Annotated in this window: 16 protein-coding genes; 10 read left to right on the top strand and 6 right to left on the bottom strand. The window is 67.6% G+C overall.

Going from position 1 to position 16,090, the window contains the following annotated elements; all coding sequences use genetic code 11:
- Positions 1 to 16: 16 nt before the first annotated feature.
- On the bottom strand, positions 17 to 784 hold the full coding sequence (locus tag ACFYPR_RS02095; protein ID WP_355135518.1) for a hypothetical protein: 768 nt from the start codon (positions 782 to 784) through the stop codon (positions 17 to 19).
- 326 nt (positions 785 to 1,110) lie between these two features.
- Here ACFYPR_RS02095 and ACFYPR_RS02090 point away from each other — a divergent pair, with 326 nt between their 5' ends.
- The 3 genes from ACFYPR_RS02090 to ACFYPR_RS02080 all read left to right on the top strand — a co-directional run bounded on the left by ACFYPR_RS02090 (position 1,111) and on the right by ACFYPR_RS02080 (position 2,576).
- A complete protein-coding gene (locus tag ACFYPR_RS02090; RefSeq protein ID WP_355135520.1) occupies positions 1,111 to 1,287 on the top strand; it encodes a hypothetical protein in 177 nt (58 codons plus the stop codon).
- Between the two features lie 45 nt (positions 1,288 to 1,332).
- Positions 1,333 to 2,148, top strand: a complete 816-nt coding sequence (locus ACFYPR_RS02085; protein WP_355135522.1) for a hypothetical protein — start codon at positions 1,333 to 1,335, stop codon at positions 2,146 to 2,148.
- Between the two features lie 137 nt (positions 2,149 to 2,285).
- On the top strand, positions 2,286 to 2,576 hold the full coding sequence (locus tag ACFYPR_RS02080) for a hypothetical protein (RefSeq protein WP_387258336.1): 291 nt from the start codon (positions 2,286 to 2,288) through the stop codon (positions 2,574 to 2,576).
- A gap of 105 nt (positions 2,577 to 2,681) precedes the next feature.
- Here ACFYPR_RS02080 and ACFYPR_RS02075 read toward each other — a convergent pair whose 3' ends face one another.
- Positions 2,682 to 2,822, bottom strand: coding sequence for a hypothetical protein (locus tag ACFYPR_RS02075; protein WP_387258335.1), 141 nt, complete (start codon positions 2,820 to 2,822; stop codon positions 2,682 to 2,684).
- 461 nt (positions 2,823 to 3,283) lie between these two features.
- Here ACFYPR_RS02075 and ACFYPR_RS02070 point away from each other — a divergent pair, with 461 nt between their 5' ends.
- The 3 genes from ACFYPR_RS02070 to ACFYPR_RS02060 all read left to right on the top strand — a co-directional run bounded on the left by ACFYPR_RS02070 (position 3,284) and on the right by ACFYPR_RS02060 (position 8,316).
- Positions 3,284 to 4,432, top strand: coding sequence for a helix-turn-helix domain-containing protein (locus tag ACFYPR_RS02070; RefSeq protein ID WP_387258333.1), 1,149 nt, complete (start codon positions 3,284 to 3,286; stop codon positions 4,430 to 4,432).
- Between the two features lie 225 nt (positions 4,433 to 4,657).
- Complete coding sequence (locus ACFYPR_RS02065) at positions 4,658 to 7,927, top strand: NACHT domain-containing protein (protein WP_355135530.1); 3,270 nt, start codon at positions 4,658 to 4,660, stop codon at positions 7,925 to 7,927.
- 197 nt (positions 7,928 to 8,124) lie between these two features.
- A complete protein-coding gene (locus tag ACFYPR_RS02060) occupies positions 8,125 to 8,316 on the top strand; it encodes a hypothetical protein (protein ID WP_387258331.1) in 192 nt (63 codons plus the stop codon).
- A gap of 582 nt (positions 8,317 to 8,898) precedes the next feature.
- Here ACFYPR_RS02060 and ACFYPR_RS02055 read toward each other — a convergent pair.
- The 3 genes from ACFYPR_RS02055 to ACFYPR_RS02045 all read right to left on the bottom strand — a co-directional run bounded on the left by ACFYPR_RS02055 (position 8,899) and on the right by ACFYPR_RS02045 (position 10,503).
- Positions 8,899 to 9,153, bottom strand: coding sequence for a Smr/MutS family protein (locus ACFYPR_RS02055; RefSeq protein WP_088987488.1), 255 nt, complete (start codon positions 9,151 to 9,153; stop codon positions 8,899 to 8,901).
- Between the two features lie 121 nt (positions 9,154 to 9,274).
- Entirely contained in the window at positions 9,275 to 9,643 is a 369-nt protein-coding gene (locus ACFYPR_RS02050; protein ID WP_354854452.1) for a tetratricopeptide repeat protein, read from the bottom strand.
- Between the two features lie 89 nt (positions 9,644 to 9,732).
- Positions 9,733 to 10,503, bottom strand: a complete 771-nt coding sequence (locus ACFYPR_RS02045) for an ROK family protein (protein WP_354854454.1) — start codon at positions 10,501 to 10,503, stop codon at positions 9,733 to 9,735.
- A gap of 62 nt (positions 10,504 to 10,565) precedes the next feature.
- Between ACFYPR_RS02045 and ACFYPR_RS02040 the strand changes: the two genes are divergently transcribed.
- The 3 genes from ACFYPR_RS02040 (at position 10,566) to ACFYPR_RS02030 (ending at position 13,420) form a co-directional block, all read left to right on the top strand.
- The gene (locus tag ACFYPR_RS02040) at positions 10,566 to 12,203 is read left to right on the top strand and encodes an ABC-F family ATP-binding cassette domain-containing protein (RefSeq protein WP_354854456.1); all 1,638 of its coding nucleotides are present in this window, start codon (positions 10,566 to 10,568) and stop codon (positions 12,201 to 12,203) included.
- Between the two features lie 38 nt (positions 12,204 to 12,241).
- Positions 12,242 to 12,550 carry a hypothetical protein gene (locus ACFYPR_RS02035; protein ID WP_387258329.1) on the top strand — a complete coding sequence of 103 codons (309 nt, stop codon included), beginning with the start codon at positions 12,242 to 12,244 and terminating at the stop codon, positions 12,548 to 12,550.
- Positions 12,551 to 12,694: 144 nt separating this feature from the next.
- Positions 12,695 to 13,420, top strand: a complete 726-nt coding sequence (locus ACFYPR_RS02030; RefSeq protein ID WP_355064547.1) for a methyltransferase domain-containing protein — start codon at positions 12,695 to 12,697, stop codon at positions 13,418 to 13,420.
- On the opposite strand, the gene ACFYPR_RS02025 is transcribed toward ACFYPR_RS02030, so the two are convergent.
- The gene (locus ACFYPR_RS02025; RefSeq protein ID WP_355064545.1) at positions 13,417 to 14,421 is read right to left on the bottom strand and encodes a LacI family DNA-binding transcriptional regulator; all 1,005 of its coding nucleotides are present in this window, start codon (positions 14,419 to 14,421) and stop codon (positions 13,417 to 13,419) included. The two genes, ACFYPR_RS02030 and ACFYPR_RS02025, sit on opposite strands and share 4 nt — an antisense overlap.
- Before the next feature lie 146 nt (positions 14,422 to 14,567).
- Between ACFYPR_RS02025 and ACFYPR_RS02020 the strand changes: the two genes are divergently transcribed.
- On the top strand, positions 14,568 to 16,082 hold the full coding sequence (locus tag ACFYPR_RS02020) for an alpha-N-arabinofuranosidase (protein ID WP_387258327.1): 1,515 nt from the start codon (positions 14,568 to 14,570) through the stop codon (positions 16,080 to 16,082).
- Positions 16,083 to 16,090: the final 8 nt, after the last annotated feature.

The following is a 16,090-nucleotide window of genomic DNA, read 5'->3' as shown; positions in this document are numbered from 1 at the left end:
GGGGAAACGCCCTTCGCTACGACCAGAGAGCCAGTCGACCGTCGTCGGTGAGCCCGACGAAGCATCCTATGGAGATTCGCCGGCCATCCGTCGCCGGACGCACCGTGTGATAGTGACGCGGGTCAAACAGAAATCCCTCTCCCAGTTCGGGCCGCAACGTCAACGACTGCGCGCCGTCGGCCACCGACTCGTGATAGCCGTACCCGCCGGGAATCCGCAGGTCCTCGTCGCTCGGCTGCCACCGGCGACGCCACAGCACCGTTTCACCGCCGACGGGCGGCACCCGGACGTAGATGTTGAACGCCAACTGGGCCACCACCTCCGCGTCGAGCAGTCGGCCGGCGTACTCCCGGACCGCGTCGTCGAAGTGCACCTGCAGGCCGGCGTTGATCTCGCGGACGATGCCGACGTGCATCTCCCGCCGCTGCCGCCGCCCGGGTGCCACATCCGGCCAGGCCGACCGGAACGCGGCCAGGCACAGCTCGCGCGGCGCGTCCGGCAGACCCAGCACGGACCAGCCCTTCTCGGCGGCACGAGCCGCCTCCCAGTAGTCGTCGCGCAGGTCACCGCCGTCCCGGTGATCGTTGATGGCCGGGCCGAACTTGGCGACGACGGGAAACACCCGGCTCTCGTCGTAACGGTCCATCTCCGCGTCGGCGAGTGCGGCGGTGATCGCGTGGCAGCGGGCGGCGGGCAGCAGCCCCGGCACCCGGACGGCGGCGATCCGCCCCGCCACGAGCCCGGCGACGTCTGACCGGGTGATCGCCGCGGACTCGACGGCCACGAACAACGGATCGGTTCTGCTCGGTTGCCGCACGGCGGTCCTCCCGTATCGAAGATCCCTCACCGGACAAATCGCGCCCCCCGACCCGCGCACGGTGCAATGTAGCCACCGGCGGCAAATCCGCACCGCACCATTGACCGCAGCACATGTCGTGAACACTTCCGCAGTTCCACGGCGGGGTGGCGGATGCCCCGTTACCATCGGCCCCACCAGGAGTACGTCACACCGAGCCGTACGGCGGGTCGATTCCACCGATCGGGGAATGGTGACGACTCCCGGCCGGGTGGATGATGCGAGTAGTTCGAATGCGGACGAGGAGTTCGATTATGGCTGGCGCCGGCTCGACCGATCTTGACGCGTACGTCGACCGCCTGGAGATGGCGCGTCGAATAGCCCGGGAAATGATCGAGTCCGACCACCTCACGCTGGAGCTGGCCGTCCGGCAGCGCCCGCAGTGCTGGTCCCGACGTCCGGTCGTGCACACCTCCCGCACCGACGCCTGACTCACGGGGCCACCAAATGTGGCACGGCCGGGCAGAATGCCACCCATGCGCCGGCTCGCCATCGTCCTTTGCCTGCTGACTGCCGTGGTGCCGGGAGTGGCTGCCTGCGCGGCGCCGCAGACACGGCCCGGAGACGCCGCACCGAGCGCGTCCGCCGCGTGGGGCACCTACCAGGCCGAGGTGAGCGGCGTGACGCCCGGTCCGGGTGTCCGGGCGGTGACGGTGCAGGTCAAGGCGCTCGCTGGTGGCGATGGTTGCTCCCGCAACGTGCGGGTCGACAACCAGACCGAGGAGAACGGCGTCATCTTTGCCGACATCGTGCAGGATTCGGCCGGGTCCGCCATCGTTGGCGCCTGCCCGACCTTCGAGCCCGCCGAGGTGACCCTCACGTCGGAGGAGCCCATCGGCGACCGCCCGCTGTCCCTCAACCAGAAGACGTGGGCGCTGAAGAACGGCGCCTACAGCCGCTGCGATGAAAACCTGGGCTGCAACCCACCCAAGGATCGCTGCGACCCGACCTGGACGCGTGCGGCCGTACGCGGGATGGACGTGTCCCGCCACTCGCAGGGTCACGTCGAAGCCTGCGACGGGACGTGGCTGGTCATGACGGTGGCCGACGACCCGACCTCGTGCGGCGCCGAGCCACGCCCTGGGTGCGAGGTGAACACCGCCGTACGGCGCTACTTCCTGCGGAACGAGCCGGCCGGATGGTCGACCGTCGCCCGGACCACGTCGGGTGGGTGCGACGTGGTCCGCAAGGCCGCGCCCGCCTTCCCCCGCAAGCTCTGCGTCGATCTGAAACCGACGGTCCGGCTCGTCACCGCGGGCCCACCGCTGCCGAGCGGTCAGCCCGGCGGCTGATGCGAGTAGTCCGAATGGGGACGAGGAGTTCGATTAGGGCTGGTGCGGCCCGGCCGGCCACGGCACCCGCTTAGACGCGCAGGGACTGACCCCGCTCGTACGACAGCGGATACTCCCGTCATTCCCCCGTCGCCGCCATGCTCCGACATAGCCAGCACGGGCAAGGCGACCCGCGCTCCTCTTTCCTCGTGCTGATCGGCTGGTACGTGGCCGTCGTTGTGGCGTTCGGCCTGTTCCTCGGCGACCGCTCCGGCTCGGTTCCGGCGGACTGCGGCGAGGTGTGCGACTCCGAACGTTCCCGGATGCTGCTCTTCGGGCTGTACGTCGCCGCGCCGGCGCTGTTCCTCGAGCTGCTGGTCAGCCTGGTAACGCTCGCAATGCTGGTCTCCCGTACGCGGAATCGCTCGTCGGCCCTGGTGGGACCCTGAGCGCGGTGCTCCCGCTGGCCGTGTGCGGCCTTCTCACCGCCAGCCTGTGACCGTGCGCCCGGTCGGAGTAGGACATGCCCCCGTCGCCTGGGTGGACGCTGCCCATCAGCGCGTCCAGGCCACGAACCGCTCGTACAACTCGGCCGGCGCCACCTCGGGCAGCTCCACGACGACGACGACGAGCAGCCCACTGACGTAGATGGAAAGGCCGATACGGTCACACCCGTACGCCTCGGCCAGGCGCACCCGCGCGGGATGGCACGGCCAGGGGGTGTCTGCCGCACACGTCTGACAGTGCCACTGCGGCCGGCGCGGCAGGTGCTCCCCGTCCATCCGGCGATCGAGCGCTGACACCGACCGTTCAGCCCGATTGGCCCGTGCCGTCTCCCATCCTCCGGCCATCACAGCGCCGCCCGCCCACCGTCGCGGTTGCCGTCCCGCGCCGTGATTCCATACGCGCCGGACCGCTGTGGGTAGCAGGTCGCTGCGCCGGTTTTGTCCAACTGGACCTGATGCCGTCTCCTCCACCAGCGCTTGACCCGCTCCCAAACTGCCACCACGCCTCCCGCCGATCACTGCGCGTGCTCGTCCGATACACCGTGCGGCGGTACGCTCACATCGGTCGACGGGTTGCGCGTTGCCAACCCGCATCGGCAACCCGGCAACTCCGGCGGGAGGCGCGAGACATGCCAACATTCGGCGCCCGAATGCGCACAGCGCGGGAAGCGCGCGGACTCAGCCTGGCAGCTCTCGCCGAACTGCTGCCCGCCGACAAGGGGCACCTCTCCCGCCTTGAGAACGGCCGTCGCCGACCGGGTGAGGATCTGGCCCGCCGGATCGACGACGTCCTGGCCGCCCGTGGGGAGCTGATCGCCTGCGCCGCCCTGGATATCGCCGCCGCCTCCGACACCCGGCCGTCGGAGACCGTCGAGCTGCTACATCGAATGCACGCCAGCGACACCGCCCCCGCCACCATCGAGACGTTGCAGGCGACCGTGACCGAGCTGTGCTGCCAGTACGGGTGGCGCGACGCCGGGGAACTCCGCGCCGAAGGTCAGAGTTGGCTGCGCGAGGTCGCCCGACTGCTACAGCGACCCACCGGGCTACGGCAGCACCGCGAACTGCTGGTGTGCGCAGGCTGGCTGGCGCTGCTGATCGGCTGTGTCGAATACGACCTCGGCAAACGCGCCAGCGCCGAGGCCACCCGCACTGCCGCCCGTCAGCTCGGCGAGGAAGCCGGTCACGCCGGCATCACCGGCTGGGCGTGGGAGATGACGGCGTGGTTCGCACTCACCCAGTCTCGGCACGAGGCAGTGTTGACTGCCGCCCGAGCTGGGCAGGAAGCGGCCGGCCGGCAGCGGGTGGGGGTGCAACTGATCGCACAGGAAGCCAAAGCGCTGGCACGACTCGGCGACCTCGAGGGCGCGCGGGCGGCGCTCGATCGAGGTCGGCGGCTACTCGACGACCTCGGTGCGCCAGACCGGCCCGACAACCACTTCGAGGTCGATCCTGGCAAATGGCTGTTCTACGCGATGGACGCCTACCGGCTCGCCGAGCACGACACTCTCGCCGAGCACTACGCCAACGAGGTTCTGCGTCTCGGCACCGGGTCCGATGGCATCGAGCGATCACCTATGCGGATGGCGGAAGCCAGACTCACTCTCGCCGCCACTGCCCTGCGCGCTGGTGAGCTTGACCGGGCCGTCGAGCAGGGGGTGGCAGCGTTCGCCGCAACTCGCCGGTCCCTGCCCTCGCTGCTGCTCGTCGCCGGTGAAGTCGACGTCGAACTCCACCGTCGCTACCCCCACGAGCAGGCCACCGCCGAGTTCCGCGACGCGTTGAATGTGGTCCGGTAGATACATCCAGCAGCATTGGTCTGGATTCGTGGCGCAGTCGGTCAAACCGGCAAGCACGTCTCTGACCTGCGGTCACTTATGGCATCGATGGCCTGGCTCCTGCATGAGCCCTCCGCCGGCTGGAGGAACGGCTATGTCGGATGTGTTACACCTTCACTACCAGCGGGCTGCGGAACTTCGGACTGGATGGTAGATAAGTAGCCCTGCGCCCAGCATGGAGGTACGGTGCCCGGACTTGAAGCAGCCCTCCTCGGCCTTGCCTCGGCAGCCGTGAACAGTGCCATCAAATTATGGATGGGCGACAAGACACTTGCAGCGGACCTAACGACGAAGGCAATTGACCAGGCAAGCACCTCGCTCACTTCGCTTATTCAAAGGCGAAAACTGGAACGCGTCGCCGACCAAATGATAGAGATTGTCACCTCGCGAACACAGCCGCTGGTCGAGACAGAGTTCCGAAACCTGCGGGAGAACGATCGTGACGCAGCGATTCTCGCCGTCCAGGCGACCTTCGAACAGGCGCGGCTCACGAACGACGACCTATTCCGAGCTGATCTTGATGCGGTGTACTTAGATCGATACCTGCGCAGTCAGGGCGCAGGCGCGAGCGATGATCTTCCAGACGATGCGACTCGCTTGTATGACCTACTGCTACGCGAATGTTCTGGATACGCAATCGAGTTAGCCAAAACACTTCCCCCATTCGCGCCTGCGGCGCTGGTAGAAATACTTAGGCGAGAAACTGAGATCATCGACGAGCTTAGGCGCATTATCGAAAGCACACCACCTCGTCAGTCGGCTCGTGATTTCGAATACGAATATAGACAGCTGATTGCACGAGTCTTGGACGTCGTCGAGATGTTCGGGGCTACGTTCAGCGAGGCGTCGCGCAGGTATTCACTCTCAGTGGCATATATCAGCCTAACAACGGTTACCAAGACAAATCCGGTCGAGCACCAGGGCCGCATCTCATTAGTGGCGGGTGAGCGAGTTGAGAACCTGCTTGAGGAGAGCACCCGGATCTTCCTACGAGGACAGGCGGGACTGGGAAAGACAACCCTGCTTCAATGGATAGCGGTTCGCTGCGCACGGTCCGACTTCCCACCGGGCCTAGCCCACTGGAGCGAGCTTGTGCCATTTTTCATACCTCTGCGGAGGTACGTCAATGAGCGCCTTCCGTCAGCTGGTGATTTCGCAACTGTAATCGGAAGCCACATTGCCGATGAGATGCCAGTAGGCTGGGTACAAAACAAGCTACGCTCGGGCAAAGGTGCCATCCTTATCGATGGCGTTGACGAGCTACCAATGAATCGCCGCGACGAAGTAAGACGGTGGCTAACCGAACTCATCAACGCTTTTCCCAGGTCTCATTACATTGTCACCTCGCGACCGGCTGCAGCGGAAGCAACGTGGCTAACCCCTTTGGAGTTTACTGAGGCCGAGCTCGGCCCTATGTCCCCGTCAAATATTGCTACCTTCGTTGGGCGCTGGTTCGAAGCACTGCGCAAGGAGTCTGCAACCTACACGGGCTCCCATGAACTTGCTCAACTGGAGTCCGGCCTTCTCCAGCTGATGGCTGGCAGGCAGCATCTGCGGCGCCTCGCCGGATATCCACTTCTTTGCTCCCTGATATGCGCCCTGTATAGAGACCGGCATGCGACTCTTCCTGAGAGCCGTATGGAGCTTTACGACATCGCATTACAGATGTTGCTTGAACGGCGCGACGCAGAACGGAAGATATCTACGGACGTGGCAATAACGCGTACCGCAAAGGCGATACTATTGAGCGACCTAGCCTACTGGCTCATCAAGAATGGCGCGTCCGATGCTCCCACACCTCAGGTAGTAGGCAGGATCGCACGGAAGACGGACGCTATGACTATACGAGCGTCGGCCGATGTCGTGTACCGTCACCTTCTTGAGCGGACAGGTCTGCTTCGCGAGCCAGCTTATGGACGCACGGACTTTGTTCATCGCACGTTTCAGGATTATCTTGCAGCCAAGGCGGCAGTAGATGATGACGACGACGGCTTGCTACTCGCGAACGCGCATCTGGATAACTGGCATGAAGTGGTCGTTATGGCCTGCGGCCACTTTGGTCGCGAACGCAGGGAGAAGTTACTAAAGGGCCTCTTGAAAAAGGCTAAGAAGAGTCCTCGGTGGCGAGCAACGCTGTACTTGCTCGCGGCGGCCTGCCTGGAGACGAGCACTGAACTGACCTCCGAGCTACGCATGGAGATTCAGGCACGCGTCCAGCGTATGCTTCCACCAAGCTCCCTAGAGCAGGCAAAAGCCCTTGCAGTTGGGCCTTTCGTCCTTGATCTTTTGGCTGCTTCTCTTCCGAAGACTGAGGTCGAAGCCGCAGCAACGATTCGCGTTGCGACAGAGATTGGCGGCGAGGAGGCCCTCCCGGTTGTTGCACAATTTGCAGCACGGACAGAGCCACTTGTTCGCCGGGAGTTGATCGCCGCTTGGGCGCGGTTCGACCACAATGAGTATGCCAAAGCGGTGATATCGAACATGGAGCTGTCCACCCTCACCGTGCGTGATCCAGGGCTGGTGGACTCCTTGCGGTTCTTGCGCGGTGTACACGATCTGGCGTGTACCCTGCCGCCGAATTCAAAGCTCGATTTTGTTCCGGCGTCGGTTCAGACGATGGAACTCGACTTCGAGGGTGTGCTTGAACTAAATCAGCTCAGAGCGCCTTCCCTAAGCCAGTTGCATATACGAGGAGTTAAAAGGGATGGATCCGACGCAGCCTTCGTCTCTAGCTTTGACCGACTGCCGAAGCTTCGATCCCTCATTGTGGAGGCCTGCAGCCTTGAGGCACGCGGGGTTAGCTACACGTCTGGACCCAGCAGCCTAGAGTTCCGGGAGCTGCCGGGACGTTCATTAGGTTCATCTGGCCCCGCTACCGTGATCCAGCGCCTCCAGGTATCGTCCTGTCAGTTACTAGGCAGCCTGAGCGGGTTGGAGCACATCGCGGGAGTGGAAGAATTAACACTGTCTAACTGCCGGAATCTAATTGACTTGTCAGTGCTTCCCAGGTGGACATTTACGCTGAGGAAAGCGACTATCACGAACTGCGCGGCTCTCGGCAGCCTACGGATCTTCGGTGCTCTTAAATCGCTTGAACATTTAGAGATTACGGTTGACGAACCGGACGCTAACTGGCAGAAGCTTCAGCGGGGATCTTTCCTACTAGCATCGCTGGCACCACTTGACCATCCGCTAAATATTTCATTGGTCGGATTTTCGGTCAGTGATCTCGACCCGTTGAATGATCTGGGCATGGTATCCAGTGTTACGCCATTCGAGGGTGGCATTGCTTTCCGAGCGCGACTCGTTCCTGCTACGCACATCCCAAAGCAGCGAACTGCTGAACATAGCGACCCCCTGTACCCCAAGGTGATCTCCAGGCGGGATTTAGAGGGCGGAGATTTCGGCTGGACCCTTAATCCGCGCGCACCTCGGCGACAGGAAGGCGCGGACTAGTTGCCCCGGTAGCGAGGGGCCCCATCCGAACCGATCACCCTGCCTTTGGCCAGCCTGACCGGCGAGCCGCAGAGCGTCGAGCTGTACCTGTCCACTCCCGCCGGCACGCCCTCACCCGCTCGCATGCTCAACTCCGGCATCTGGATTCGACGATCCGTGCAACGGGCGCACCGAACGACAGGCACAACGGGATGCAAGTGCTCCGGCACACCTACGCCTCGGTGCTCCTGGACGCCGGGGAAAGCATCAAGGCCCTGGGCCACGCGGACCCCGGTTTCACCCTCCGGACCTACACACACCTGCTGCCTAGCAGCGAGGACCGCACCCGGCTAGCCATTGACAAGGCATTCGGTGAGGACCAGGTGGTCGACCGGGGGCCGGGAATCTGACGACAGCCCGCGGGCCGGCGAGGGCCATAGAGAAGGCGGGATCTAACTGGCCTTTTTGCGCTTGAGTTCATAATTAACAGATGACGTCCAGACAGTGATACCGCCACTCGCGGGTCGACCATATCCGGCGTGCGGCTGATATTCGACGGTCGAAGCCCCGACCCTCGAAACAGATATAACCTCCCAGCCCATGTCTCCGATTTCATTCAGCTTAGCCATCGCGGCCACCTCTCCTTCGATGGCCTGCCTCTTCGTTTCCTTTCCATCTAGCCAGGAGATTGTCCAACCGTTTCGGTCATCGCCGCTGAGATTACTGTCTCTGCATTCGACCGAAAAGCGCGCGTATTCCCATCTCGGCATGCCTCTATAGTGGTTCAAGGAAGACGGTGTCGGAATCCGTCAAACGGACACGCAAGAGTGGTCCTCGCGCCATCCCGCCGAGCGTTCGCACTGCGGAGGTCTCCACCCGGAACGAAGCCGGCCGACGACGGCCCGGAAGCTGGCGACGGCCTGGAGACGGCATGATCATTGCTCTGTGGTCCTCGAATAACCCGAACGCGCAGGTCAGGACCGGTGTCGGCGCTACTTCCAGCGGAAGTGGACGAAGAGGCGGCCGAAGTTCTTCGAGTCCTTCTCGACCCGGTGGTAGAGCTGTTTGACGTCCTTTTGGTCGAGGAACCGCAGCACACGCTTCTTGAGCTGTCCCGACCCCTTGCCCGGGATGATCTCCACGAGGGTGGCCTTCTTCGCCACCGCCTCGTCCATGATCCCGCGCAGCGCGCGGTCGATGTCCTGGCCCTTGTTGAAGATGTCGTGCAGGTCCAGCTTGAGCTTCATGCCGCAGCCCCCGGCCGGTCAGGTCCCATGTCCGCCATCCTAGGCACGCCCGTCGGCCCGGCCGCCGGACGACGAAGGGGCGGTCCGCAGGACCGCCCCTTGCTCATCACCAGGTCTCCGCTCAGCGCGTGCCGCCCACTCGGGTCTCCACCCGCTGCAGCGCGATCCGGTAGTCGTCGTTGGCCGCGTACATCGCTGCGGCGATCCGCAGGTGCCGCAGCGCGTCGGTGTGCCGGTTCAGCCGCTCCAACGTCCGGCCCAGCACGTGGTGCGCGTAGTGGTCACTCGGGTCCCGGTCGACGAGCTCCCGCAGCTGCTCCTCGGCCCGGTTGAGCTGGGCCGACTGGAAGTACGCCCGGGCCAGCAGCTGCCGGACAGCGGCGTTGCCGGGTTCGGCGTCGACGATCGGCTCCAGCAGTCGGGCCGCTCGGCTCGGGTCACCGGTTTCGAAGAACATGGTCGCCCGCCGGTAGTCCGCCAGAAGATCCATCTGTCCACCTCCTCGGGTCGCGCCGTCACCTGTTCCGACGCTGGCACAACACTCGACGTTTGGCGACTGTTCCCCGGGTGGAAATAGGGTCAGGCGCGAGCGTCCCGGCGGCCGGCGGCCAGCTCCCAGGCGCGGACGCCGCCGACGATCCCGGCCGTGTTCGGCACCACCACCACATCGTCGCCCATCCGGGCCAGCTGCTCCGGCCGGATCAGCCGGGAGTTGCCCCCGCCCAGGTAGAGCCGGTCCCACCGGAACACCGGGCGCAGCCCGTCCACCACCTGCCGGATCCGCCGGGACCAGAAGGCGTCGCCGAGCCGCCGACGCTCCGGCTCACCCACGTACGTGTCGTAGGTGGTGCCCCAGCGCACCGGCGCGTGCGACAGCTCCAGGTGCGGTGCGAGCACACCGCCGTCGAAGAGGGCGCTGCCCAGCCCGGTTCCCAGGGTCAACACCAGTTCACAGCCGGTGCCGGCGACCACACCCGCTCCGTGCACCTCGGCGTCGTTGAGCACCAGCGCGGGCACCCCGAACGCGTCGGCGAGCGCGCCTCGCGCGTCCCAGCCGGACCACTCGGCCAGCAGGTCCGGGTCGATGCGGGAGCGGGGGCCGCTGCGGGTGACGTAGTGCGGGGTGGCCACCACCACGCCGTGCCGGATCATCCCGGGTACGCCGACCGTCAGCCGGTCCGCCGTGGGCAGCCGCCCGCCCAGCTCCAGCAGGGTCCGGACGAACAGGGCGGGAGGCAGCGGGTACGGGGTCGGCACCCGCAGCGGCCGGGCGCGCATCGTGCCGGCCTCGTCGAGGACCGACGCCTTGATGCCCCCGCCACCGCAGTCGATCGCCAGAGTGGTCACCACGCCGTTGAGTCTGCCCGCTGCCGTCGGCTCTTATGCGAGCAGCCGGATAGGCTGCCGTCCTGATGAGCGCCACGATGATCGTCAAGGACCTGGCCGCCGGGCACGGGGACCGCCCACTCTTCTCCGGGTTGGACCTGGTCGTCGCCCCGGGCGACGTGGTCGGCCTGGTCGGGCCGAACGGGGCCGGCAAGTCGACGCTGCTGCGTACCCTCGCCGGATTGTTGCCGGTCGAGGCCGGCAGCGTGCGACTCAGCCCGCCCACCGCGAGCGTCGGGCACCTGCCGCAGGAGCCGGAACGGCGACCGGGCGAGACCGTACGCGACTTCCTGGCCCGCCGGACCGGGGTGACCGCCGCCCAGGCGGCGCTGGACGCGGCCACCGAGGCGCTGACCGCCGGGACGGCGGGCGCCGACGACGCGTACGCCGACGCGCTGGAGCGCTGGCTCGCCCTCGGCGGCGCGGACCTGGACGAACGCGCCGAGCAGGTGAGCGCCGACCTCGGGCTCGCGGTCGACCTGGACCACCCGACGACCGGGCTCTCCGGCGGTCAGGCCGCCCGCGCCGGGCTGGCGTCGCTGCTGCTCAGCCGGTACGACGTGTTCCTGCTCGACGAGCCGACCAACGACCTGGACCTGGCCGGCCTGGAGCGGCTGGAGGAGTTCGTCACCGGGTTGCGGGCCGGCACGGTGCTGGTCAGCCACGACCGGGAGTTCCTCACCCGCACCGTGACCCGGGTGGTGGAGCTGGACCTGCCGCAGCAGCAGGTGCACCACTACGGCGGCGGTTACGCGGCCTATCTGGAGGAGCGCGAGGTGGCGCGGCGGCACGCCCGCGCCGACTTCGAGGAGTACGCCGACACCAAGGCCGGCCTGGAGGCGCGGGCCCGCACCCAGCGCGGCTGGATGGACAAGGGCGTGAAGAACGCCCGCCGCAAGGCCACCGACAACGACAAGATCGGCCGCAAGTTCCGCAGCGAGGCGAGCGAGAAGCAGGCCGCCAAGGCCAAGCAGACCGAGCGGCTGATCGAACGGCTCGACGTGGTCGAGGAGCCCCGCAAGGAGTGGGAGCTGCGGATGGAGATCGCCGCCGCGCCCCGCGCCGGCGCCGTCGTGGCCACCCTGCGACATGCGGTGGTACGCCGGGGAGGCTTCACCCTCGGGCCGGTCGACCTCCAGATCGACTGGGCGGACCGGGTCGCGGTGACCGGGGCGAACGGTTCGGGCAAGTCCACCCTGCTGGCCGCACTGCTCGGGCGGCTGCCGCTTGACGAGGGCACCGCCTCGCTCGGGCCGGGCGTGGTGGTCGGCGAGGTGGACCAGGCTCGGGGACTGTTCCTCGGCGACGCGCCGCTGATCGACGCGTTCCACGCGGCCGTACCGCACCTGTCACCGGCGGATGCGCGGACCCTGCTGGCCAAGTTCGGGCTGCGGGCGGCGCACGTGCCGCGGCCGGCGGCGACCCTCTCCCCCGGCGAGCGGACCCGCGCGGCGCTGGCCCTGCTCCAGGGGCGCGGGGTCAACCTGCTGGTGCTCGACGAGCCCACCAACCACCTCGACCTGCCCGCCATCGAGCAGCTCGAATCGGCGCTGGCCAGCTACCCCGGCACGCTGCTGCTGGTCACCCACGACCGGCGGATGCTGGCCGCCATCGAGACGAACCGTCGGCTGCGGGTCGACGCCGGGCGGATCGCCGAGGATTGATCCGTGCCGGAGGGCCGGGCCGGGGTGAGAATGACGCCATGCTCAAGTGGGAGTACGCGCTGCTGGTCCGCCGCCGCCAGGCGGCGACCAACGACCTCGGCTGGGAGGTCGTCTTCGTCTGGTACGGCCCGGACGGCTCGATGGTCGACGTGACGCCGTACGGCGACACGGCGCTGGCTCACCTGAACCGGGCCGGCGACCAGGGCTGGGAACTGGTCGCGATGAGCGAGGACCCGTCCCTGCCCGGCCACAACGAGTTGCACCGCTATCACCTGAAGCGGCCGCGGCCCGCTGCCCCGCAACCCCGCCAGCGGATGCGCGGCAGCCGGCGCACCCTGTCCGGCTGACCCGGCCGTCCGCCGGGGCCGATGGCCCTGGTGGCCGCCGTGGGCTGCGACACGCCTGCGACGAGGCGGCGGCCCTACGGCGTGGTGGACGAGCGGGGCATACCGGGCGCGAATGCGGGTAACGCGCGGCGGGAGGTGGCCCGAATGGTCGCTTTGGCACAGACTCCGCCCTCGGCCGACCGGCTGCGGTTGATCGACGAATCCCTCGCGCAGGCGTGGGCGGACCAGGCCCGGCACGACGACCGGCTGCGTGCTCTGGCGGTCGAGGTGCGGTTCGACCGGGGGGTCGCCCATCTCACCGGGGAGGTGGCCGAGCCGGCCGAGCTGCGGCTGGTACGGGACCTGGTGGGACGGCTGGCCGGCGTCTACGGCGTCTGGTGCCGGGTCGGCGTCGGCGGGCGGGCACCGGTGGTGGTGGACCTCGGTTGCGGTCCGACCAAGCAGTGGTCGGGCAACCTGGGGCTGGACATCTACCCGGCGCCGGGGGTGGACGCGGTCGCGGATCTGTCCGGCTCGCTGCCGCTCGCCGACGATTCGGTGGACGTCCTCTTCGCGGTGCACATCCTGGAGCACCTGATCGACTTCCTGCCGCTGGTGGACGAGTGCCATCGGGTCCTCCGTCCGGGTGGCGTGCTGCACGTGATGAGCCCCTGGTGGGGGCACGTGAACGCGGTTGCCGACCCGACTCACGTCCGGCTGATGGATGTGCAGACGTTCAAGGGGATCTGCCAGCTCCGCCCGCCGGGCACCCCGCGGTGGTACCCGCTGCACGCGGGCTGCGACGGCGCCTCGATCTTCGCCGATCTGACCCCCCTCCCCCCAGAGGCCGACCCGGCACCCCGACCCCACCTGGCCCGCTTCTTCGACTAGGGCCTGGTGGACTCGCGGATCTCTAGGCGGTACGGGGCGGAGAGCTCCTTTGCCGGGGCGGCGCGGTCACCGTCCAGGCGGTGGGCCAGGAGTTCGACGGCCAGTTGGGCGATCCGCTCCTTGTCCGGGGCGACCGTGCTCAGTGTCGGGATCGAGAACCTGCCGTCCTCGATGTCGTCGAAGCCGACCACCGCCACGTCCTCGGGCACCCGCAGGCCGGCCTCATGCAGGGCGCGCAGGGCGCCCAGGGCGAGCGTGTCGTTGAAGCAGAAGACGGCGTCGGGGCGTACCCCCGCGGTGAGCAGGCCGCGCATCGCGGCCGCGCCGTCGGCGCGGTGCCAGGCCGGCGCGGGCGCCACGAGGGCTTCGTCGTAGGCCAGGCCGGCGGCGCGCAGCGCCTCGGCGTAGCCGGCCAGGCGCAGGCGGGCGCTGGCGCCCTCGTCGGTGCGCTGCGAGCCGATCGCCGCGATCCGGCGGTGGCCGAGCTGGATCAGGTGGTCGGTGATCTCGCGGGCGGCGGTCACGTTGTCGATCACCACGCGATCGGCGGGGCCGTGGTCGACACGCTCGCCGAGCAGCACCATCGGGGTGCCGTCCAGACCGGCCAGGTCCTCGGCGGTGAGCGCCAGCGGGCTGAAGATCAGCCCGTCGATCAGGTGGTCGGTGATGCCGGAGGCGACCACCCGTTCCTGCTCGCGCCGGCCGCCGGTCTGGTCGATGAGCACCGTCCAGCCGTAGTCGGCGGCGGCGGTGACCACGTAGCGGGCGAGTTCCGCGAAGTACGGGATGTCCAGTTCCGGCACCGCCAGGGCGATCACCCCGGTACGTCCCTTGCGCAGGTGGCGGGCGGAGAGGTTGGGCCGGTAGTTCAGTTCGGCGATGGCCTCCTCGACCCGGGCGCGGGTGTCCGGACGTACGTGCACGTAGCCGTTCACCACGTTGGAGACGGTCTTCACCGAGACGCCCGCCCGTTCGGCCACGTCCTTGAGCCTGTTTCGCACGCCGCAACCTCCCCGATGCAACCCAGCGCACCATACCTCGTCATCAGCTCTTTACAACGTTGACTACAACGTTGTAGAAACGAGGGACGCCGGGTGGGCGGTGACTGCGGTCACCCGGTTCCGGCACTGAGGAAAGGTGGCATCCCTTGCGGACCGCGCAGCTCACGATCGACCCGGCCTTCTCGATCGGGCCGGCCGACCGACGTCTCTTCGGCTCGTTCGTCGAGCACATGGGGCGGTGCGTCTACGGCGGCATCTACGAGCCCGGCCACCCCAACGCCGACTCCCGCGGCCTGCGCCGCGACGTGCTGGACCTGACCCGCGAGCTGGGCGTCTCGGTGGTCCGCTACCCGGGCGGCAACTTCGTCTCCGGCTACCGCTGGGAGGACGGCGTCGGCCCGGTCGGGAACCGGCCGCGCCGGCTCGACCTGGCGTGGAAGACGATCGAGACCAACGCGTTCGGGCTGGACGAGTTCATGACCTGGGCCGCCGAGGCCGGTGTCGAGCCGATGATGGCGGTCAACCTGGGCACCCGGGGCGTCCAGGAGGCGCTCGACCTGCTGGAGTACGCCAACCACCCGGGCGGCACCGAGCTGTCCGACCTGCGCCGCAAGCACGGCGCGGAGGACCCGTACGGCGTGCAGCTGTGGTGCCTGGGCAACGAGATGGACGGCCCGTGGCAGGTCGGCCACAAGACCGCCGACGAGTACGGGCGGCTGGCCGCCGAGGCGGCCCGCGCGATGAAGATGATCGACCCGTCGATCAGCCTGGTCGCCTGCGGCAGCTCCAACCGGCGGATGCCCACGTTCGCCGCGTGGGAGGCGACCGTGCTGGAGCACACCTACGAGCACGTCGACTACATCTCGGCGCACACCTACTACGACCCGTCCGACGGCGACCAGGCAAGCATCCTGGCGTCGGCCGTCGACATGGACAACTTCATCACCGAGGTCGTCGCGACGGCCGACCACGTGGCTGCCAAGCAGCGGCAGAAGCGCAAGCTGAAGATCTCGTTCGACGAGTGGAACGTCTGGTACGAGTCCCGCCTCCAGGCCGACCTGGACCGGCGCGGCTGGGTCGAGGCGCCCGCGCTGATCGAGGACGACTTCACGGCGGTGGACGCGGTGGTGGTCGGCGACCTGCTGATCACCCTGCTCCGGCACGCCGACCGGGTCGGGGTCGCCGCCCAGGCCCAGTTGGCCAACGTGATCGCGCCGATCCGCACCCGCAACGGCGGCCCGGCCTGGCGGCAGAGCATCTTCCACCCGTTCGCGCTGACCGCCCGGTACGCCCGGGGCACCGTGCTGCGCACCGAGCCGGTGTCGCCGCGCTACGACACGAAGAAGTACGGGGACGTGCCGGTGCTCGACACGGTCGCCGTGCACGACGAGGAGACCGGCGAGCTGACCATCTTCGCGACGAACCGTGACACGACGGACCTCGCATTGGACATCGACCTGCGCGGCCTGCCGGGACTATCCGGTCAATCTTTCCAGAGCATCGCTGCCGGGTCCGACCCGTCGGCGACGAACACCGAGGCCGAGCCCGACCGGGTGACGCCGCGGGAACTGCCCACCCCCACCCCCGACGGCGGCCGGTGCACCGTGCGCCTGCCCGCCGTGTCGTGGAGCGTGCTGCGCTTCGGCCCGACCGGCGTCTGAAGTCGTAA

The organism is Micromonospora sp. NPDC005254 (genome assembly GCF_042872525.1).
GTDB lineage: Bacteria > Actinomycetota > Actinomycetes > Mycobacteriales > Micromonosporaceae > Micromonospora.
The sequence above is the reverse complement of the archived record's forward strand: the minus strand, read 5'-3'. Positions and strand labels throughout refer to the sequence as shown.